The organism is Nicoliella lavandulae (assembly GCF_037546185.1).
Lineage (GTDB): Bacteria > Bacillota > Bacilli > Lactobacillales > Lactobacillaceae > Nicoliella > Nicoliella lavandulae.
Genome location: NZ_JAWMWH010000001.1, coordinates 217,525 through 240,556 on the forward strand (window position 1 = coordinate 217,525; position 23,032 = coordinate 240,556).

General features: G+C 44.7%; 5 protein-coding genes. All 5 read right to left on the minus strand.

Annotation, left to right across the window (positions count from 1 at the left end; genetic code table 11):
- Position 1 precedes the first annotated feature (1 nt).
- Positions 2-19,936 carry a hypothetical protein gene (locus R4146_RS01085; protein ID WP_339959622.1) on the minus strand — a complete coding sequence of 6,645 codons (19,935 nt, stop codon included), beginning with the start codon at positions 19,934-19,936 and terminating at the stop codon, positions 2-4.
- A 69-nt stretch (positions 19,937-20,005) separates the two neighbouring features.
- Positions 20,006-20,278 carry a hypothetical protein gene (locus R4146_RS01090; protein WP_339959623.1) on the minus strand — a complete coding sequence of 91 codons (273 nt, stop codon included), beginning with the start codon at positions 20,276-20,278 and terminating at the stop codon, positions 20,006-20,008.
- Between the two features lie 151 nt (positions 20,279-20,429).
- A complete protein-coding gene (locus tag R4146_RS01095) occupies positions 20,430-20,573 on the minus strand; it encodes a hypothetical protein (RefSeq protein ID WP_339959624.1) in 144 nt (47 codons plus the stop codon).
- A gap of 95 nt (positions 20,574-20,668) precedes the next feature.
- Positions 20,669-21,568, minus strand: coding sequence for an aldo/keto reductase (locus R4146_RS01100; RefSeq protein WP_339959625.1), 900 nt, complete (start codon positions 21,566-21,568; stop codon positions 20,669-20,671).
- Between the two features lie 76 nt (positions 21,569-21,644).
- Positions 21,645-22,634: a UDP-glucose 4-epimerase GalE gene (galE, locus tag R4146_RS01105; protein WP_339959626.1), complete on the minus strand. Its 990-nt coding sequence runs from the start codon at positions 22,632-22,634 to the stop codon at positions 21,645-21,647.
- Positions 22,635-23,032 lie beyond the last annotated feature (398 nt).

Here is a 23,032-nt window from a genome sequence, read left to right on the forward strand (position 1 = left end):
ATTATTGCATTTTATCGTTCATGGCCTTAGCTTCATTGACCACGTGGGTAATATCATCAATAGTCTTGGTCTTATTGGCTTGAATTTGATCCGCATCATCAGTTGAATCAAATTGACGTTTAGCATCATTAACTAATTCCTGAAGCGCATCCTTAGTTGGTTCTAGGATCACTTCATTAATATTGCTAATTTGAGCTAATTGGTCATCGACCGCTTTTTGAATGTCAGCCATTGCGTCTTCACGACTTTGGGCTGATTTTATAACCACGTTTGGTTGGGCAGAAGCCGGTTTTGAATCAGCACTCGATGTCGCTGTTGACTGGGCATCAGAAACTGGACCTTGTGAATTGATTACTTCTGGAATATCAGTTCCAAAATTATTGTTACTCATTTTAATCGATTCATTGATCATGTTTTCAACGTTCATGCTCGTTGAATTCTTGGCCCGGTTCACTTGATCTACAGACGTAGCACCATCGATTTGTTTCAATGCGTCATCAACAAAGTTGCTTACCGTTTCAATTGCTGGATCCCGAACCATTTCATTTACGTTCGCTAGACTAGTAACGCTTTGTTGCTTAATCTGTTCTAATTCATTATGCGCAGCTTGTTTAGCTGTCCCTAATTCATCTGATTCAGCATTCACAACTGGTTCGTTATCATCCACACTCGCACTTGATGGTTCAGCTGGTGTTGGAGCTTCAACTGAATCATTTTGACTAGCATCAAATGCAGATTGTTTTTGATCCATTAACACGGCTTCACGGGCAACCCGACTGATGTCATTACTGGTCTTGTTATTGATTTCAGTAATATTTTCAACCGTCTTGGCAGCATCGATTTGCTTAAAGGCATCATCGATTAATTCATGAATGGTAGATACGCCCGATTCATGAACTTGATCTGACAAGTGATCCAACTTACCAATGGCGATATCGGCATTGCTAGTTAGCACTTGCTTAGCCGCCTTAATTGATAATCTAAGTTCATTGGTGTTCACACTAGTGATCTGGGCTTCAAATTTATCTTTGGCACCCTTTACAATATTGCTAATTTCAATGGAACTATTGGATTCGTTCACCCGCTTGTTCAACGTATCAATTTCAGCATTGATAGAACGCGTAGCAGATTGTTTAGCAATTGCACTTAGGTGGGCTAAGGATTCGATCACGTCATTTGCAATCACGCTAATCTTAGCCTTAGCACTAGCCCGAGTTCCATCTAGCTTACTAAAGTCATTGTCACGAATTAACTTGTTCAAACTACCAATCGTTAGGTCAACTAACTTGTTGGCCCGATCAGAATCGCTGGTCCCCCGTAATTCAATCTTAGTTCCTTCCACGATTTGTGAAATTGACTTATTCATTGAATAACGAGTTGCTTCATCGAACGCATCGGTCAACATGAAGGCAGAGTTAGCAGCTGATTCGACTTGTGAACTAGCACTGGAACGAATATTTTCAGTGTAAAGGCCTGCAGCGGAATTAGTAGCACTGTGAAGGGCTGCAATTCCGGACCGGGCAATTTCGTTCACGTCATCTTCATTTTCAGCCACTGTGATTTGCCGATCAGCAATACTTGCCGTCCGACTAACGTATTCATTTACCACGCTTGCGGCACCACTATCTAAGTTGGCCGTAGATGCATATGCTGCATCCGCTGCACTCTTAACTTGAAGCCGGACTGAATCCCGTTCGTTTTGCGCTGACAAGTTGTTAGCCATTGCCATTGCACTACTAATTACACTAGCAATCGTGGAGTCAATAGCAGAACTGATGGCACTCGTTCCGGTACTAATTGCAGCTGAAGCATCAGCAACGTTACGAGCCGCATTCAATTCAGCATTGGCAACATTCGCCAATGAACTAATTGTACTGTTAGCCAATGACTTATCAACTGGTGCCAAGGTCGTGGTCCGACCCGTAGCAGAGTTAGCAGCACTAGCAATAAATGAATTTCCGCTGGCCTTCACATTGCTTACGGCTACGCTAGAAGCTTCATTAATTGAAGCAATTCCGGCGCTCGTTAGCATTTGAATTTCAGCTAATTCGGCAGTTTGATCAATATTAGCATTGGCATCACTAGCCGCCATACTGATGGCAGCGTTAGTTAATGATTGAGCATTGGCATCTAGCCCACTAACCCCTTGGTAAGCATTCGTAGCGGCACTAAGGATTTGTTCCTTGTAGCCAGCCTTGATGTTCCGTAAGTTAGCAGATAATGCATCGCTAACCGTGCGCTTAATTTGATCAACGCACCGGTTTACTTCATCCACGATGGCCACCGTATTATTAGCCATGGAAATCCGTGCTTGGACGTTCGCCATTAACGTATCGATCGAAGCAATCACTGCTTGTTTAGCATTTGGTTCCATTGTATTCAAGGCTTGGTCTGCAGATTGGTTAGCATTTGCTAACTCAGCCTTCGCAGTCCCACGCGCAAAGTCAACCGCTACGTTAGCCACACTGCCAATTAAAGCATCAGCACGCCGGTAGGTAGCAGCCACACTACTAATGGTAGTAGCTACACTTACGCTAGCGTTAGCCGAGTTGGCTACTGAACCAGTCAAGCTGTTAATTTGACCACGGTTATTGATACTCAATACACGGGCTTGACTGTAAACGCCACCGGCAATACTGTCCATATCAGCAGCAAAGGATTGCTTAGCATCAGCAACCGCATTGCTGTTTTGCGCAGCGTATTTACCAACTAAGAACTTCATGCTGTCAGCAGCACTCTTCACGTTGGCAAAAATCATGTCCGGTTCGTTAGCGTTATCAACAAATGCTTGCTTAGCCTTGTCAACTTCAGTTGATACGGCATGGTTTGCAAGTTGCTTGAATTCATCATCCATTACGTCAATTTGTGCGTATGCAGAAGCAGCATAACTAGTGGTTGCATCATTAGCAGCAGCGCCTTCATACATATTAACGTAACTATTCATTGAACTAGCTGCATCATTAGCCAATTGTGAATCGAGCAACGAGTTCGCTGGGTTCATCGCAATTAACGTGTTAGCTTGCACTGCAGCACTCGAAACCGCATTACTCATGTCAGATAGATAGTTACCAGTTAAGTTCGCAGCCTTCGCATTAGCAGATGAAGCTGCACTAGCAACGACTGAGTGCGCAGATGCCACTGGGTCGCGTTGAATGTAGTCATTCATCAAGCTACTAATGGCACTTGCTGCTGAATTAACATCCGATAGCGTAGCTTTGGCTTGGCCGAAGTGGACGTTAACCGCACTGTGGGCTGCACTGGCATGGAGACTGATTCCATTGACCACGAGTGGCTTCAAGGCATCGTTTAACACGTCTGCCATCGAAGCTTGGGCACTGGCGTTGGAATCAATCATTGCATGAGCGTAGCTGTTTTCATTAGTCTTCACTAATTGATCAATGGCACTCGATGCGTTGTAAGCATCCAATGAGACCGTAGCAAAGTTACTACTGTCACTAGCCACTGCATTCATGGCTTCGGTCACTACATTGGCAACCGAGCTGTATACCGTTGCATTCGAATTATCGAACATAGAATCAAGGATTCGACTAGCATCACTAGCGGCACCATTAATTACTGATTGAGCAGAGGTAACCACGAAGTCACGCGCTACAGTATGCAATTGATCAACGGTGTTGGCCGTAATCGTTGCAATGGCGGACGTATCATTCGCAGCACTCATGAATTGCATGTTCGCAGAACCCACCACTTGTAAGATGGCGTTACTAAAGGCAGATTGTTTGTCTTCGTTCATACCATCCACATCAGCAGCTGCTGATGCAATTTGACTTGAAATAACTGCGTTCGCAGATGCATACGGATCAGAAGCCACTGCACTGGCAACCACACTACTGATGGCTAGCGAAGCATTGTCAGCATCAAGGGATGCATAGGCAACGTTGGCAGCATCATCATGAATTTGATCACTAGCCGTAGTTGCAATAACGTTAACCCGTTCGTTCACATCATTTCTGACGAGTTGGTTATCCAATCCTTCCACTTGAATGGAGGCCGAATCAGTAACCGAACTAACGATTGAGTTAGCTGAATTAGCCACATAGCTATTGGCAATGGAGTTAAATTCAGCATTGGCTGAACTAGCCCGTTGGCCAATTGTATCAGCGTTACCAGCAGCCGCACTGATGGAACGGTTGGTTTGATCCACAATGTTTAGAATCCGGTTGTTTAATCTAAATTCTTCGTTTGGATCGATCAATGGTTTCAACTTCGCAACTACATCATCGGCTGCCTTAGCCACGGCAATGATGGCACTGGCAACAGCATCTGATTTAACTGCGCGTTGCGTAACCTTAGCAATCTTAACGGCTGCATTTTGTGCATCCAAGTATGCAAAGAATGAATTATAGCCGTCTTGTTGGATTAGTTTCCGCGCCTTACTAGTTTCCGCACCGATTGCAGAAATCGTTTGGTTCCGGCTATGAATATCATCAATTTCAACCGCTTGGTTATTGGCGATATCTAAGGCCTTATTTACAATTTCATTAGCAGTTTGCATTACAAAGCGACTTGCCGCTTGAACTAATGCCTGTTTGGCGTCCGTTACGACTTGGACCGTATCCACACTAGAAATTAATTCATAACTAGCGGAACTTGCGATGCTAGCGTGAACAGATGCATATGAATGCTTAGCATGGCCTGATAATTCAGCATCACTAAGCAATGAATCTGCAGTCTGATCAATTGAGGCCAATGCCGATGCCTTTGGATCAGCATTGATCGCATTGATGGCAATATAGTTAGCTTGGCTCGCCACTTCATCCAATAGTAATGCCACAACATCTGATTCGTTTTGATTAGCTACAATTGCTGCGCTCGTTACACTAGCAGCACTGCTAATTGCTTGTTCAGCACTGGCATAACTAGCTACCATAGCCGTCTTAGCGTTGGCAGAGTCAACAATCGATCCTAATGACTTAACCGCTGAGTCTAAGATGTAGTCATTAGCCAGACTATTCATCGCACTTGCGGCACTCGCGATGGCTACATCGTGATTGCTAAAGGTTGCGATTTGCGTCTTAGTCCCGTTGGCAATCCGATCGGCAGCACTACTGAAGTTAGCAGCACTATGCGTATCCATCTTCCCAACCTTCGCACTGGCAGAACTAGCTTGGCTGATTAATTGCAAGTCTAAGGCAGCGGCTGGATTTTGTGCTAACGCTGTATCTCTGACGCCGACCAATTGACCAATGGCATTAGTAGCATCTAAAGCTGCCAACTTATGATCATGGGCATCGTTTTGAATGAACTGCTTAGCCCGGTTCGCAATAAATTGAACCTGTTGTTGTTCATTATCAGCTAATTGTACTTGTTGTTGAATATCAGCAGCAAATGAATCGATCATCGCATCCGCAGACTTTTCTACGTACTTACTTGTAACGCTACTGATCGTGTCATTAACGCTAGCAACCACACTTGCATTTACATCCGTTAATGAGGTGTTAGCTGCTTGTAATGACTTCGTTACCCGGGCAAAGTCGCTATCATAATTAGCAGCTAAACTTCCGGTCAACGCTGCCGTTTGAGCCGATGCACTAGCAGCAGCACTTGTCATTAGGCGACTAAATGCTACGCTGGCATCGTCAGCTAACGCTTGGTCCACTACGGATTGAATTGCTAAGCGGCCGTTATCAATGTCTAAGGCAATCAATGAATCGTTTGCTACGTCCTTAGCGATAACTTCGCTAGCCGCACTGGTTTCATTATTGATCCAGTTAGCAGCTTGAGACCGCGCTACGTTATTCTTGATACCATTGATCATTGTCATTGCTGAAGTTGCCGCTTGATTGATTAATTCACTAGCGGAGTCATTCGTGTATTGATGGGCGATGGAAGTAATTGCAGTCGCTGCACTGGCGGCAATACCAGCGTGGTCAACAACTGAATCATCAGCCCGCATTTGACTAACCGCTTGTTTACTAGTTTTCGCAACCGCACTTAAGAAGTTCATGTCAGCTAAGCTATCGCTCATTAACACGTCTCTGGTGGTTGCATCCACTAGTTGATTCAATGAATCCACTGCACTTGCAAATGGTTGGTCCGCAATTAAGCTATCTGCATATGAGTTAGCCGCGGTAATGCCATCATAAGCATATAGTGAAGTAGCCATTGAATTAGCGGAGTTACTAATAATTTGGTTGGTAGCATGGGCCATGGCACTCTTCAATACGGCATTTGCCGCATCATTGTGCAATAACGCAACCCGTTGACTAGCACTGGCTGCCACTTGGTCCACGTGTTCGATTGCCCGTTTACCAATGAAGTGGTTAGCAATCGAATCGATTTGGTGCATTACGCTAGCCGCAGTCGCACTCACTTGTTGTGGTTCAGTAACACTTAATTGAGCAGCTGAACTAACTACTTGAGCGACCGCACTACTAAAGCGAATTTGGTCATCCGCATCGAATTGCTTAGCCACTGCTGAAGTTTGAGCAGCAAACCGTTCGATTTGATATTGAACGGCAGCTTGTGGCTGCGCATTCACGGCGGATAGCGCTAACTTAGCTAGCGCCATTGACGCATTATCAGCATCAAGTGACGCAAATGCACTGACCTTAAAGTCCTTATTGATCAAGTTACGGTATGAGTTATGAACCGAACTCAATGAAGCGTTAACTTCATCCCCCGCAGCCAACGACATCGTTAACTGACTGGCACTACTAAACGCTTGGTCATTTTCAGCATTCGCCGAACTATTAACATAGCGGTCAGCAATTTGGGTAATATCATTTTGCACGCTTGAAAGTTGCGCTGCAATTGAATCATTATTCGTAACGGATTGATCAGTTGCTGAATAAGCATGAGAAATAACTGAGTTAACAGCACTACTGAAGTTAGCAGCTGCCCGTGAATCGCTAATGGAACCAATACTATTGGTTGCTGAATCAGCAACGGACTGTAATGCTAACTTATCTGATGCTACTTGGTTACCAGCTGTCACGTCGTCTACAAATTGTTGCATGGTATGACTAGCGTTTTGGCAGTCGAGGCGCACCGTAGCATAGTTATCAGCATCACTGTCGACCATACTGTTGAATTCACGAATAATGCCGTTCATTGTGGCATTAACGTCATCATCAACTAACCCAAAGCGGTTCAATTGTTGCGTGGTTGCACTTACCGCAGCATTCAAGGAAGCATATCCTGCATTGGCTACGTACTTACGAGCAACTTGGGAGAATTGTTCTGCAGCAGAATCAATTAAATCATTGGCCGCTTGGGAATCAACTACTAATCGTTGCACGTTAGCATCCGCATTTTGCTTCAAGGCGGCAACTTCACTGGTAAAGTTGGCTTGGTTACTACCGCTTAGAGCGGCACCAATTTGACCATTAGCCGCAGCAAAGGAAGCTACCGCAGAACTAGCAAACGCCTTTGGTGCTGCATTGATTACACTGGATGCAAGTGAGTCTAATTGAGCTTGACCCTTGCGCAATACCAATCCTCGTGCATCACGGTCGTGTTGATATTGATCAATTTGTTGGTTCAACGAATTAGTAAGCCGTTCAACCGTCGTGGATTGATCAGCAGCACTTGCTTGGTCAATGCCACTTAATTCAGCATTCACGCTGCTTGCTAGTGATGCAATGTGTTGGTGAGCATCACTGACTGCAAATTGGTTCGCTACACTGTTCATGACAGCAGCAGTCGAATCAACCGTTGCGTTGATCAAGTCATTGTTCATCCCCGCACTAGTAATGTCGCTCGTCGCCTTATCAGCGATGCGTTGCATTTCTAGTTGCATCCGTAATGCTTCGTGGTCGTTATCAATTACCGTAGATGCAATTAATGAATCTGCCACTGATTTTACGTGTTGGTTCGCAGTCGCATAAATGTCATGACTGATTGCTTCATCTACTAGTGAATCCAGATTGCGTTGAACGTTACGAATATCTAATGCTAGTAAATCATCATTGGTAGCATCAGCAGCAATCGTATCGAGAGCAGCGGATTGAATTGAATCCAACCCGTTTTGCACATCACTACGAACGCTTTGATCCGCAAAGAGACTTAGGCGTTCCGTTGCATTATCGGTAACGGAAGCAATCGTACTCTTCGCCGCATCCACTAGGTAATCGTCAGCTAACTTAGCTAACAATGAAGTCGTGGAACTAGTAGCAGTTGATACTAATGGGGCATCACTAGCCGCGTATGAAACTAAACCGTTAGTTTGACTAGCGGCACTGGTAGCAGCACTAGCAAAGTTTGCACCCGCACTAGTTGGTAGGTGCGCTAGCCGACTTGCTTCTTCGCTAACCGTTTGTGCTAAGGCTAAACTAGTGGCTACCGTTGGATCAGATAGCGTTGCCGTCTTGATGGTGGTATTGAATTGATCAATTCCGTTCCGTAAGTCTAAGTCCACGTAACCAGCACTGTAAGCATCAGTACTGATCAATGAACTGTAGTGTTGACTAGCTGAGCGTAATTCTGAGTTCGTTGTTGATTTTTGATCAGCATCACTTAATTGAGCTGCGATTTGCGCAGCAGATGCATAGGCACTGCCTAAGTTAACTTGGGCTAGTGATTCACGGTAATCAATGGCTAATTGGTTCATCCGGTTCGATGAAGAATTAGCGGCCCGATTAACCAGCGTCAAGTTCTTACTTACTAAGCTAACTGATAGGCTGGCTTGGTTGGCAACACTATTGATGGCACTGGTAAAGTTAGCTTCATCAAATTGGGTGCCGACCGCCATACTATCTAATGCTGAGTTTGCGGCACTGGAAATAATGTATTGACCAGCAGCGCCCGGTTCGCTCCGGACCATTGAATCAGCTAAGCTGTCCAACGTATTAATTCCATTTTGGACATCCACATCCACTAACGTAGCGTCGGCACTATCACTGCTGATATTTTGCTTCAAGTCAGTAATGACGTTATTTAGGATGCCAATGTATTCGCTGCGCCGGTCTGGATCAGTAATATGCTTGATATTATCAATTGAAACTTGCGCTTGATTATCAATGGCATTATTCGCATAGGTCACTACATATTGATCAATCATTGACGTAACTGCACTGGTAGCAGAACTAGCTAAGGCACTGTTGTCAGCATCGGCACCAAATGATGTTGATGCTGATTGACTAGCCACGGCTAAACTAAATTCGATTTGGTCATCGCGACTTAGGTTCGTGGCAAAACTAGCGGCACTGGCATAAGCACTGCTTACGACCCGCTTACCAGCAGCAATGGAATCATTAGCTACCGCTTGGTCTAAGACCGTATTAGCAGAACTAATGGCATTATCAGTATCCAATGATACAGCTGCAAAGTCAGCAATATCGCTATTGATACTCTTTTCAGCATTACTTGCGATTTGATGCACTGCACTATATGCAGATGATTGGGTCACAAAGTTACTTAAGTCCTTGATTTGACCATCAAGGCTTTGGACTTGCCGGTTCACCGTATCCATGGCTTGACTAGCAACATATGATTGCGTCAATAGGTGAATATCAGTAAAGGCTTGTTCCTTGAAAATTGGGTTGCCATTGCGGTCTGGATTATTTTCAAAGTCGCTGACCACATGGTTAACCGCACTACTAAAGTTCAAGTAGTCATCGTCATTAGCGGCACTAAATTGTTGTTGCACCGCTGCACTGGCGTGACTAGCAACTTCACTAAGCATTACTGCTTGTGGTTGGTCTTGGATCAATGATTGAACTAATTGGTCGATTTGCGTTTCGATGTTCATCAAATCAAGCTTGATTAGTTCTCCATCATGTGAATCCTTGTCTAACGTTGCCTTAGCATGACTAACAAAGTTATTGATGTTTTCTTGCGCTGATTCGTAATCATCACTATTGAGCAAGTGGCTCAATTGTTCATCAGCCGCACTGACTAATGTTGATAATTGTTGTTCAGCCGCATGCATTACAAAGTCAGTGGTGAAGGTCTTAATATCGCGCGTAGCATTATTTACAACTAAGTCGACATTATCGCCATCCCCAAGGTGTTGGTTAGCATCCGTTAACACATCATGGATTTGTTTGTTTAATTTAATCGTTTCACCTAGCCCAGCCGTTGCGGCATAAGCGGAATCGGCAGTGTTACTTAGGAAGATGTTTCCGGAAACGATTTCATCCGTCGTGGTGATAAATTGCGCTGCGGAATGAATCGAATCAATCGCATTTGCCGCGTCAAGAGCCATTAATTCGGCATTATCACGGTCTTGCGCAAAGGCAGTCGCAACTGAATTCAATGCCCGGTCGATCGAAGCACTAGCCGTTGAAGCAGCCGTTTCATTGTTGAACTGCTTGATCACTGCATCGGCAGAAGAAGTTGCGTGACTGATCAATTGACTAGCGGAACTTGCAACATAGCTGTCCGCAATATCGTTCATTGAACTAACCGTGCTGGATTGAATCCCACTAACCGTTGGTTCATCAATGCCACGCACTGCTAAGCTAGCCGTTGCTTGCTTCTTAAAGCGGTTCATAGCACTGCTTAAGTTAGCAGCGGCAAATGAATCTAGTCCTTGAACCCGTTGCATTGCAAAACTAGCTGTTGAATTGATCACGGAACTAGCACTAGCAACCGGTTGACTAGCGACCACTGAATCAGCATAGCTAGTAATGGATTGATTCCCTTCCTTAACGTCTAAGCTGATCAATTGGTCGTCACTAGCATCGGCACTGATCATTTGAGCCACGGAACTAGCAATTGTATTGATTTCCTTGGTTGCATCCAACTTCGTTTGATCATCAACCATTTGCATTGCTGAATTAGCTGCACTCGTAGTCGATTGTAGATGATCATAAGCAGAACGCGTTAGGTAGTTGCTTACCGTTGAGTTAATTTCTTGGTTGGTAGCACTCGTAATCGTATCTAAGGCGTGTTGATCAGTGTGTTGTGCTGCCGCATCGTTGGCTTGTCTGGCAACACTCTTGACCGCACTACTAAAGTTAGCAGCTAGACTTCCCGTTAGGTTTGCTGCCCGCCGGCTAGCATCAGCAACTAGTGAAGTTACTTGATACGTCGCACTGGCAACTGGTTGGTTATTCACCGCACTGGTTGTTACCCGGTTAAATGCTGATTGAGCATTTGATAAGTCCAATTGCACGAATGGTTGGGAGTAAGCGTCCGTTAGGATTTGCTTAGTCGTATATGCTTGAATCGTTGCCATTTCATTGTGAAGTGAATCCATGAAGTTACTGTCATTAATGCCGCTGAGTCGGTCATCAATAGCGGAACGCACATTGGCTAATTCAGCCGTAGCTGAGTTCACCACGTTCTTTTCAAACAATGCATCCATTTCACTAACGGCGGAGTTCATTGCATCCACAACTGAGCTTGGTTGATCACTAACTGAGTGCATAGCAGCAGCTGCTTGGCTGTTAATATCATTGACCGCACTGCTCATGTTGGCACTAGCAAGGGACGTAAAGTCACCCGCTTCAACGGCCATTGAGCTGGCATGGTGGTCTAATTGAGCCATCGCACTAGCAACGTAATCATTTTGCACGGCCGCCTTAGTAATGGCAGCAAATTGCTTCCGGGCGTTTAAAACGTCTAAGTTAATCAACGCGAGATTATTAGTATCGTTTTGAATCATCGTCCGGTAGTAATCTAATTGATCCGCTACCTTAGTTAAGGCGTCATTACGTTGTTGAATGTCAGCTAAGCGTTGGATGGTATGTTCAGCATCGGTTGCGGCTTGCTTAACTTGAGCAATCGCACCCTTAGCCGCATGGAAATTCGCCGTATTGCGCATTACTTGCGCGGCATTTTGCAATGCTTGTTGGTTCGCAGTCGCATCATCAGCCGTAAATTGACTAATGGCACTGTTAGCAACACTGGCGATTTCACTGTTAAAGTTAGCAGCGTTGCGACCCGTAAAGGAATCAGCAATCGTAGTGGCGGAACTTTGGACGGAGGCCAAGCTAGACTTAGCGGCCGCAATTGGTGAATCAGTCACTGCGGTACTGGTTAAGTTATCAACTACGTTCGCAGCCGCATTCACAGCATCGGCCACTAGTGAAGTGGACATACTGTGGGCACTGATTTGAGAATCAGCTGAGCTGATGGCACTGTCGATCTTGGTCTTAACGTTTAGTGAATCGTTAGCACTTAAGTCACGAAGTTGGTAGTTGGCTGATGAAGCTAGTGCATTGACCGCACTATAAGCCGACCGCAACATGTAACTGTTGGCAACACTATTCATTTGAGCAGCAGCATTGCTGATCACGTTGTTCTTATCCGCAAATGGACCAATCAATGAAACGTTGGCGTTCAACGTAATCTTTTCAATTTGCTTATTGAAGCGGAGGTGTTGATCAGCACTAAGCGTAGTCATCCGGTCGGTAACGGAACTAGCAGCCCGTTCGATAGATACGCTAGCTGATGCAACGGGGTCGCGTTCAATGGCATCGTTCACTAATGCCGCCACGGAACTAACCGCGTTGTTGGCATCAAGCGAAGCAAATTGAGAATGATTGGCATCCATTTCAATGGCAGCACTAGCCTGTTCAGCAGTCGCACTAACCATCTGAAGTAAGCTATGCTTGTTGTTATTATCACTGATGGCCTTAGCCCGGTCAGCTGCACTACTTACCGTTTGGTCAACCACTGCGTTAGCAGATAGTTTGATAAATTGGTTGGCAATTGAGTTTAAGCCCGCTTGGTAATCAGCAGGTTGATTAGCATCTAAAGCCGCAATTTGACTATCAAACGTGGTTGATTGACGACTCGATAGTGAACCTAATTTAGCATGCGCTGATGCTAATGCAGCCCGGTTGAAGAGCGCTTGACTGGCTGCTGAGTCCGCACTAAAGGCAGCCGCTGCGATTGAATGAACCGTAGCAACGGCATTGGAGGCGTCCAAACTAGCTAGGTGATAATCGAACGCATCACTATTGACCATTGAATTAGCACCGGTAATGGTAGCTTTAATGGTACTTGTTGCTTGACTCCGTTGGTCATCATTAGCGATTAGTGCCATGTCAGAACGCACGGCGGCAGTTTCCGTATCGATTAATTGTTGCGCTGAATCAGCAACCGCACGGGTTACTAACTTGTCAATTTCTTGTCCTGCATAATCGATTTCGTCGGTTACCCGGGCTGGGTTATCCAATTGATCAGATAAAAAGGCACTGGTCCGGGCATTGATACTACCGACGGCACTACTAAAGTTCGCGCTGGCCAATGAATCCAATGGTCCCACGTGACTGGCAGCAGAAGCCGATAGGTCCCGTAATGCAATTTCAGCACTAGCAGCGGCATTTTGCTTAAATTGGTTCACTGCAGAGCTAGTAATGGTTGATAACCCGGAAGTGGTTTCCATTGAAACCGTCACTGGGTAGTTAGAATGGTTATCAATTTGAGTTGCTAGACTATCGGCCGCATCCTTAATTGAACTGATCAACGTAACTTGGCTGTTACTGTCACTAATTAAGTGGGTGGCATCTGACATTAATGAATCAGCAGCACTGGTAACGGTAGCCCGTGCCGAACTAGCAACGACCCCATTGGCAATAGTGCTCATGGCCGAAGAAGCAGAGTTGATGACCATCATGACGGCGTTTAAGTTACTGTATACTGAGCCTAATTTTTCGTTGGCTTGGTTAGCCACACTATCCATTTGCATATCAGCAGTACTGTCAGTCCGGCCCATGATATCGGTCAAGACGGAGTTCGCACTACTAATTTGATCACTAATGGCAGAGTTGGCAAATGCAATTGAGTCATTGTAAGCCGCTTCAGAAGCAGCAGAACTAATGGCACTAACTGCGTTTTGTGCATCTAAGACGATTAAGTCAGCATTGGCACTGTCCAACGCAAATTGACCGTTAAAGTCAGTTTGAGCTTTGACTGCCCGTTGACTAGCCCGGTTACGGACTTCTTCGTTGTAACGACTAGCTTCGTTCAATAATGAGTCGGTAGCATAACTAACGGCACTATGAGCCCAGTTGCCATAGTATTGATTAGCAACACTAGTCAACCCAGCCTTAACTGACCCCACAAATGACGTGATCGTTTGGTCATCGTTTCCATTCAATTGATCAGCTTGGAATGAATCCGTCACGCTAGCAATTGCACTTGCATAGTTGTCAGCTTGGCTACTGGTCATTAAGTTGGCGTTGCTAAAGACTGCATCAGCAGCATTCTTAATATCGTAGCTAGCGGATGCAATTTGGTCGTTATCAACAGCTTGAGTAGCAATTCGGTTAATTTCTAATACTGCATTATTGGCGTCTAATGATGCTAGTGATAAGTCATTGGTATCACTTTGGATTAACTGTTTAAAACTATCAGCAACCCCATTGATTTGAGTCTTAAGTTGTTGTTGATAGTCATGGTCAGCAATCTTGCCCGTGTAGGCAGCCGCACTATTAACGGCAGCTTGCATTACTGAGATTGCAGAATCAGCTACAAATGATTGTTTGATCGTTGCTAACTTGTGATCAACAGCAGCTGCTACTGAACTCAAGGATTGGCGTTGCTTACCAACTGCAAAGGCTTCACTAGTAAATTGACGGGCAACACTAGCAGCCGCACTGCTTACGTTGGCATGATCAGCATAGCCAGTTGCAACCGCTAGGCTAGCTAATGAATCAGCCTTACCATCAATGGCAGTAACTTGTTTGGCTACTAAGTCCGTTTGGTACTTATCCACAATTGCATTCAATTGGGCTAACCCGTTTTCGATATCAAGGGCTAGGTAAGCTGGCTTTTCAATGTCCTTTAAGACGTTGTTCTTCGCAGTCGTTAAGCTTTCATCGATTGCTGAATAAGCATCAGCCCGGTTATCACTGGTGCTTAATTGGTTCCGCACCATCGTGGATGCTGAATCTAACTTAGCTTGCGCTGAATCTAAGATGTAGTGATTAGCAAACGTATTGATCTTGTCCGCAAGTGTTGGCATTGGGCTAGAAGTCCCGGCAGCTCTGTCCACTAATTGTTGAATTTGATTTGCAGCAACTAATGATTCAGATTCATTCATGGAGCCCATTCTAGCGTAAGCAGAATTGGTCAAACTAGTGGCAACACTAGCTAATGAAGCCGCTGAATCCTTGTCCACTGCTGATGAAAGTAACGTATCAATGGCCTTGATACCATCTTGGGCATCCAAGGCAGTATAACTAGGTTGAGCTTGGTCCGCACTGATCTCAGCATTAATGGAGCTAACCACACTATTGATGGCAGCAGACGTACTAACCTTAGTTACGTTGCTTAGTTGTAATACTTGTTTATGCGCATCGTTGGCCGCTGCACTCACTTGAGATTGAGCCACGGAAGCGTGGTAGGAGTTAACAACGTTTGCCATTTGAGCACTGGCGACGGTTGGTTGGCCATCAGCCACACTGACTACGTGGTTTAACGCACTACTCATGTTAGCAGAAGCTAAGCTGTCCATTTGACCAGCGGCAGCCGTAGCAGAACGCTTCAAGCGGTCAATATGGTATTGTTGGTCCGCTACTTCATTGGCAGCAACGGATGAACGTAAAATTTGGTATAACTTTTCAATCGCATTATTAGCATCTAATAATGAAAGTGATAAGTCATGATGATCTTGTTGAATCGTTTGTGCAGCATCACTTACTACGCCTTGTAATTGGTTCTCAAGGGCGTTCATGTCCACACCTAAATAAGCGCTGGCTTGGTGACGAATTTTTTGTGCCGCGTTATTAATTAAGTCGTTAGCATATGCTTCAACGTAGTTACCAGTAATGTCATCGATTGTTTCAATGGCATGGGATGTAACTTCTGATACTGACGTGGTCGTTGCTAATTGATCAGCATAGCTACTGTGCGCCTTTGCCACTTCACTATTTAAGTTGGCGGCAATGCTACCGGAAATTTCATCCGCCATGCGATTAGCGCTTTGAACGGATGCATTGACCTTCGTAGCAGCAATTGCCTTTTGATCATCAGCAATCGTTTGATCGGCAAAGGCTTCAATATCTTCCAACACGTTGTTAATGTCAGTATTTAATAGTGCTGGGTTTTTAATATCATTATTTAATTCAATGTTGATCCCAGAAGCAATTGCGTACAATTGTGGTTCAGCAGCAGATGGGTTTTCAATCACTGCTAAGCGCTTGCTTGCCGCATCCATTGCTGATTTGATTTTGGCATTAACGGCCGTTTTTACGAACCGGTTCGTAAGCGTATCTAATTCGAGAGTGAAAGCCTCTAACTTAGGATCAAAGGCTTCCGCATTGCTGGCCGTTTTAAGTTCCGTAGCCAATTGATCTGTCAAACTAGCAACCGCACTTTGGTAGCTAATCGATGGTTGGTCATAAATTGACAACCGATTGGCTGCACTATCAGCGTATGAGGCTACCGTAGACGTAGCAGATGCTACAAAGTCATCGCTAACTGCAGCAGCAGCTAATGAAGCTAATGCGGAACTAGTATTTTGTACATCGGTAGCAACCACCGTTGGGAATGCTTGGTCGGCTTGAACCAATGAAGTTCCATCATTCGTCGTGGAATTAATGACGTTACGGGCATCGATCAATTTGGATGTATCGTTAATCGTTGCCACTTGACTGTTGGCTGAACTAGCCGCTGCACTAATTTGGTGTAATGCATCAGAGGCAATGTGAGAATGCGCCACGGCGGCAATGCCACTGTTGGCACTAGCGGCAATGGATGCCATCGTTTGATCATCGGCAGCACTTAATTTGTCACTGAGGCCGCTCGTGATCCGGTAAACATCTCGCTTAAAGCCTAATTGATCATCAATATATTGATTCATCAAGGCGCTGGCGGAAGCAACCGTTTGGTCAATTTGATACCGCGCAGCAATCTTTGGTTGTTCATTTAACGCATCGAGCAAGTGCCGCTTTAGTTCAGCTTCTGCATTCCGCCGGTCTAAATCAGCAAATGCTGGGTGTTGTTGATCTGCATCAATGATGCCCTTGTACTTATCTAAAATGGTTTGAATCGTAACGTCTAAGTTCAACCCAAAGTGGTTCAATTGGGCCTTCATGTCATCGGCAGCAATCGCCACCCCATTCATGGCTGAAGCGGAAACGTTGGAACCAAAGTGACTGCCATTTTCACCAATCGCAAGACTAGTGATTTCTTCAACGGCACTATCGTTATCAACTAAGCCCGCTGTATGTTCAGCATCATGAGTGGTCTTATTGACCGCACTACTAAAGTTGGCGTAGTCAAAGTTTGCAGCAGACCGTTCTGATAATAATGTAGCCGCATTGGAATGTAATTTAACCGCAGCAGAAGCCACTGGATTTTGATCAATGGTGTCACTTAACACTGCGGATACCTTTTGGTGTGCATTGTGTAAGTCTAAGTCAACGACGGCTGATGACTTGGCATCTTTGGCAATTTCAGTTTGTGAATTTGCAATAATCGCTTTGATTTTCGCAACTGCGGCATCATCAGTAATCTTTAAATCAGTAAGCCGCTTAATAGCATCGGCTTGGATTTGGTTCAACGTTGCCTTGGCGTTGGCAAACATGTACCGATTTAAGATCGATGTAATCGTTTGGTTCGCTTGCCGTGCGACTTGGACGTGGTCGTGCGTGGAAGCTAAGTTGTGTTCCGCATTCATAATTTGCTTAGCTACTTCGCTACTTGCGTTGTTCCGATTATGGTCATTGAACCGCGCAGCATCAGAATATGCCGCACTGGCAATGCTATCCACACTCGCGTAAGCAGATGCTGCTACGTCAGTTCCGATGTAGCGCGCAGTAATGCTATCTACGGATGAGTACGCAGAACTCATGGCAAGTGAAATGGTGGTAATCCGATCAGATGCCCGGTTCAAAGTCGCCGTTAATGAATCTTGAATCATCACAACGGCTTGGGAAGCTTGCGTTGAAACTTCAGAGTCTGCAATGTGACGCATTTGATGGTGCGCACTTTGGGCTAGTGAACCCATTTCAGATTGAGCAGAGTTAACGTTGTAGCGGTTAACGATTTCATCCATGGCTCCAGATGCATTGGCCACATCTTGAGTCAACGCATTGGCATTTCCAATGTCATCGTTCATAGCGGAACTAGCGTGTACCATGACGCCGTTAAATTCACTATCCGCATTGGCACGTTGGGCCGCATTTAAATAAACCGCCTTATCAGCAGCGGAGCTAAATGCACTTTGGACCGCATAGTAAGCAGAGACGGTGGGGTCATTGGCAACTAGAGAATAAGCCGTTGACTTTAGTTCTGCCACACCAGAATTCGTTGTTAATTGTACGTCTGGTGATAATTGGATGGACCGCTTGATCGTAGTGTGGAGTTCAGCCACGGTACTAGCAGCATTGGATTGATCAGCCACGTTGCTTAGTTGGTCGATCATGGAGTCAGCTTGATCAGCAGCCTGACTTAATTGGTCAAACGCAGCTGAAGTCGCATAACTATTAATCACTTGATCGATCGTGGTGCTGATTTGCATCCCAATCCGCCCTAATTGGGTTTGATTATCCTTACTAATGTCTAATTCTTTGTACGCTTGCGTAGTTGCGCGGTTAACCGCACTCGCTGCATTGGAGTAAGCATCGCCACTAAGTAAGTTTAATTGATCATCAGCAGCTTGGGCCGCTGAGTCTACTGATTGCCAAGCAGAAGCATAGGAATCCCCTTGCACGGCTTGATCAGCAATTGATGTCACGGTGTTTACCCCAGAACGTAATGTCGAACGCATTAATTCTGGTTGGTCTAACAAACCGTTAATCTGAGTCCGAAGTTGATCTAAGTATTGGTTGATTTGCGTTGTTGCTAATGCTTGTTGATCATTGGATACCCGTTGAACAGCACTTTGGGCACTAGTAGCGGCCGCACTTAAATTAGCATCCGCATAACTAGCGTTAACGGAATGCGCAACGGATTCAATGGCAGCTGATGCAACTGGAATTAAGCTGTAAAAGCGGTTCACGGCATCTGAAGCATTCGCGTCGATATTATCGGCTGCAGCAAATGCTGAATCAGCAGCACTTGCGACTAAGCTATTGGCGTTAGCTAAATCATAGCCAGTTAAATAGTCCACGTTATTGTGGGCGGCTTTAGTATATTCATTAATCCCAGCGGCAATTAAGTCATGGCCGTAGCTGGTAAAGATGGAGTTCATGGCACTAACTGCTGAAACCGCATTGTGGCTGGCACTATCTGGATTAAAGGCATTGCCCTTAATTGATTCGTAAGCCGGTGCCACTACGTTTTCAATTGCACCCAAGGCACTTTGGGCCACGGAGTCACTCACTTGATTTAAGTCATCCTTGAACCGGTGATAAGTTGTCGCAACTTCATGGTTCGCGGAGTCCACCGTGACACTATTAACTAGGGAGTTTAGATAGGAAGTCCCTGAATGAGCCAGTGAACCCGCACTATCAATGTCGCTAGCGTGTTTGTTGATATCAGCAACGATGGCAACCACCGCACTAGAAAGCGCGGAGTGAGCAACATCAGATGCTGATGAGCCTAATGCAGTTGCCTTTCGATATAGGGCGTCGGCGGTATCGTTAACCACCCGACTAGCGGATGAGAACGTCGCATTATTAATCGCACTATCCAAAGAAGTGGCAAAATTAGCCATTCCAGAAGCGGCTTCAGATGGGGTCGCATAGTTAGACACTTCGCCATAGGCTGAACCTGAGAAATAAGAAATGGCAACCGTAGCACTACTTTGTGCGGTCGCATCTAATTCATCAGCTCGAACGCTAGCAGAGCTAGTGGCACTAGAAATGGTATCCTTAGCAAAATCCGCAACCACTGAACGAGCAGTTGCGCTAACTAAGGACACTGATTTTGATGTAAGTGACTTGATAGCTGCAGATTGATTATCCGAATGGGCCAAGTCAGCACCCATGGATTCAACGACGCTATCGATTGCACGTTTGGCTGATTGCCGATACTGCCTATCAATACCGCTAAATCCGGCTAGCACATCATTAGCCATCATCGATATGGTATTGCTAGCTGATGAATGTTTTTTATTAGCTTTTGATCCCATTAGTATTGCACCTTCCTGTTAAACGTTATTAATCATTAATTCGATCTCAAAAATGTAGTAATTTAGCGATTACTTGAATTGCTTAGCAAATTGTTCGTATAGTTTGTCGGCTTCTTGGATTGAAGATACGGTTTCGATTTGCGATTTCATGGTTTTACTTTGTTTTGCTAAGTCTTCTTGCATCACCTTACGGGTATTGTCATCAGGAGAAATCCGGTTGATGAGCGCTTGTAACTGAATATCAGAAAGCGACACGAACTTGCGGAGTTCCTGCTTTTTATCTGCTAATGTCATTGATTGCGAAGAATCAGCACTATGGCGATCAACATTTTTATCCGTCATAATTACCACTTCCTTATCGATAGAATTGTTTTTTAGGGTAGGACGCCCATTAAACGATTTAATAAATACTCCCTTATATTATAACACTAATGAAAGGGTGTTTGAAACACTAAAATTAAGTAAAAGAGCACTCCCGTGGAGTGCCCTTGATTTATTTGGATTCCCAAATTTTACGAATTTCTTCGGCCGCGGTCTGCGGGTCATCTGGATATAAACTATTGACCCTTGCTAAATCAGCCTTTAGCCGTTCAATTTCTTCAAAAAAGCCTTGCTGATCTGGATTTTGTGCCACCATGACTACCCCTCCTTTTACGTATTAACCCTAAATACGTAAAAAAGAACTAACAACTTGAACATTGCTAGTTCTTTTAAGTGTGTCATGAATTTATTTTAATCTTTGTAGTTAGCAGGTGAATCGTCCCACTTATCAACGTCATCTGGCGCACCCTTTGGATTGTGCCATGCGAACATATCATAAGTAAGGGTCCGCTTGTCTTCATCTAACTTATTGATGGTTTCAACGTCTTCATCGGAAAGTTCGAAGTCAAAAATATCACTATTTTCAACGATCCGCTTTTCGTGCGTGGACTTAGGAATGGTAACGATGCCGCGTTGCCAATCCCAACGTAAGATGATTTGAGCTGCGGACTTGCCGTACTTTTCAGCCAACTTATTAATGGTAGGGTTACTTAATGAAGCCCCACCACCAAGTGGTGACCATGCTTCAACTTGGACGCCTAGGTGGCCATCATGTTTTACGATGTCAGCATCTTGACCTAATGGATTGAATTCCATTTGGTTAATGGCAGGTGTCACGTTGGCATGGGCTAATAAATTGTCCATCCGTTCGTTATTGAAGTTAGAAACACCGATGGCGCGAACCTTGCCATCGTGGTAAAGCTTTTCCATTGCGCGCCAAGTATCAATGTATTTACCATCCACTGGCCAGTGAATTAATAGTAAATCAACGTATGATAATTGAAGCCGTTTTAATTGGCCTTCAAAGGCGTGTAATGTGGAATCATAACCTTGATCCCCGTTGAAAATTTTAGTGGTAACAAATAAATCCTTGCGGTTTAAGCCAATTGCATCCAGACCTTCTTTGATTCCTTCACCGGTCCCGGCTTCATTCCCGTATTGCTTAGCAACGTCAATCATCCGGTAACCATGCTTTAAGGCATCGATTACTGATTGCTTGGCAGTCGTATTATCAGTCTTCCAAACTCCTAATCCTAAACGTGGCATTTCAACACCGTTGTTTAACTTAGTCGTTGTGTGTAATCCATCCATGATGATACCTCCCTAAGAATTATTATTACGAGACTATCGTAATATAATTCATTAAGGACTTCAAACATATCGCTTGTTAATCTGCATAGCCGTTGGGATGCTTTTGGGCAAACCGCCATGCGTCGCCGATAATGGCTTCGATATCATCAAATTGGGGATGCCAATCTAAGACCTTGCGGGCCTTCGTTGAATCCGCTACTAATTCGGCCGGATCACCAGGCCGCCGGGGCGCATCTTCAGCGGGGATGGTTAAGCCAGTTACCTTACGGGCTGCTGCTAAAATCTGGCGGTTGGAGAACCCAGTCGATGAACCAATATTGAACGCATCACTAGTGCCCCCATTTAAGAGGTACTTCATTGCTAGAATGTGAGCGTGGGCTAAATCAACAACGTGCACGTAGTCACGGACGTTGGTCCCATCAGCCGTGGGGTAATCCGTGCCAAACATCTTAAAGACGTCGCGTTCACCATTAGCCACCTGTAAAATAATGGGGATCAAGTGGGTTTCAGGACGGTGGTCTTCACCAATCAAGCCGTTTGTGCTGGCGCCACCCACATTGAAGTAACGTAGAGCCACAAAGTGAATGCCGTATGCCGAATCAGCCCACTTCGCAAATTGTTCCATAATGTATTTACTTTGCCCGTATGCATTAGTGGGGTTCTTTACCGTATCCTCAGTAATTGGTAAGTGGTCGGGTTGCCCGTACACAGCCGCCGTAGAGGAGAACACTAACCGCTTCACATCGTAATCACGCATTGTTTCTAAGAGGGTAATCATCCCCCCATCGTTATTATCGAAGTATTTCAACGGATCCTTCATTGAATCTGCAACGATTGAATCCGAGGCAAAGTGAATTACTGCTTCAATTGATTCGTTCGTAAACACGCGATCCATAAAAGCCCGGTCACGGACATCACCTTGGTAAAAGGTCGCCGCTGGATTGACTGCTGATGCATGGCCAGTTGATAAATTATCAACAATGACCGTTTCAATGCCTTCATCTACTAGGCTGGCTACGGTTTCTGAACCGATGTAACCAGCACCACCTGTTATTAAAATTGCCATCCTATCCATCTCGCTTTCGCATTTAAGTAAGTATCCCCATTATTCACTATTCCCACTAGTTGCGCAATCCTCCTTAATAGTAATCCAACAAAATAAAGAAAATCCCAATAAACTAAAGAAAATCTTGACATTTAGAATTAAAATTGTATGATAATAGGTAACTAATATCTAAGGAGATTTTAATTATGACGATTACAACCCTAAAATTAAATATTAGTTATCGATTTTGGCGTAATACAGACTTTACATAATGGCTGTGTAACGTTAAAATTAATTTAAGTTGATTTTTAACACCCCACACAGTCAATTAAATGCGATTACTGTTGTGGGTGACATATTATTACAGGACATGAAACCACCCATGGATTATTCTATGGGTGGTTTCTTTTTACGCTAGG

Bases quoted from the DNA above. Each gene is read 5' to 3' on its own strand.
- R4146_RS01085 (WP_339959622.1), bottom strand. From the start codon at position 19,936: ATGGGATCAAAAGCTAATAAAAAACATTCATCAGCTAGCAATACCATA.
- R4146_RS01090 (WP_339959623.1), bottom strand. From the start codon at position 20,278: ATGACGGATAAAAATGTTGATCGCCATAGTGCTGATTCTTCGCAATCA.
- R4146_RS01095 (WP_339959624.1), bottom strand. From the start codon at position 20,573: ATGGTGGCACAAAATCCAGATCAGCAAGGCTTTTTTGAAGAAATTGAA.
- R4146_RS01100 (WP_339959625.1), bottom strand. From the start codon at position 21,568: ATGGATGGATTACACACAACGACTAAGTTAAACAACGGTGTTGAAATG.
- galE (WP_339959626.1), bottom strand. From the start codon at position 22,634: ATGGCAATTTTAATAACAGGTGGTGCTGGTTACATCGGTTCAGAAACC.